Origin of the sequence: Campylobacter sp. RM16188, assembly GCF_012978795.1 — a bacterium.
Taxonomy (GTDB): domain Bacteria; phylum Campylobacterota; class Campylobacteria; order Campylobacterales; family Campylobacteraceae; genus Campylobacter_A; species Campylobacter_A canis.
The window spans coordinates 1-704 of the sequence record NZ_LIWQ01000042.1 but is presented as its reverse complement, the minus strand read 5'-3'; the positions used below and the strand labels follow the sequence as shown (position 1 = coordinate 704).

The 704-nt window shown below is 35.9% G+C and carries 1 protein-coding gene; it reads right to left on the bottom strand.

The features are described from left to right. Window positions 1–704, bottom strand: a 704-nt coding sequence (locus tag CDOM16188_RS11105) for a phage minor head protein (RefSeq protein ID WP_172202211.1), incomplete at both ends; no start/stop codon positions are given.

Here is a 704-nt window from a genome sequence, read left to right as displayed (position 1 = left end):
ATGTTGCAAGCTTGAGTAAAAATACAACAACACGTTTTCTTGACTATCATAATATACATGTTTAGCTCTATCAAAAACACTTACGATAGCCTTTATTTCATCGATATTTGGCTTTTTTGCTTTTGGTTTGCTATCTCTATTGATATGCGAAATCGTGTTTTGATATATGGCTATACTATTAGCCTTTGGTGTTATACCTTGATTATTTAGGGCTTTTTTTATTTTTGGTCTCAACTCTCCCACTTGAACTACTTGAAAAGCTTTATCTTTAATGATTGAGCCGCTAATCAGAACTTTTAGCATATCATTAAGCCCTTGCTGCCAAACATAAAGCTTTCGATCTTGCTCTAGGGTTTTAAGCTCCGATAGTGCAGCTTTTGCAAGAGCGGAGTCTTTATCTATTTTTTTAATTTTTTCTTTTAAAATTTTATCCTTGTTATCCGCTTTGCCTACATTATAAGCCCAGTCTTTATCGGCTATATTTAAAGGAATGCTTTTAGACACTTGCCAGCCTTCGCTTTTAAGCTCATCCTCTGTTAGTACTTGAACCTTGCACCTACATCCCCAGTCGTTAGGCGGATAGTTTTTGTCCCAAAATTTATCGGTTTTTGGAAGTATGAGCCCATGTAGTTTTTTGTGGTTAGGGCGAACTCTTGAGTCAAGTATGGCTACATACCTAAAATACTGCGCATACGAGTTCATTT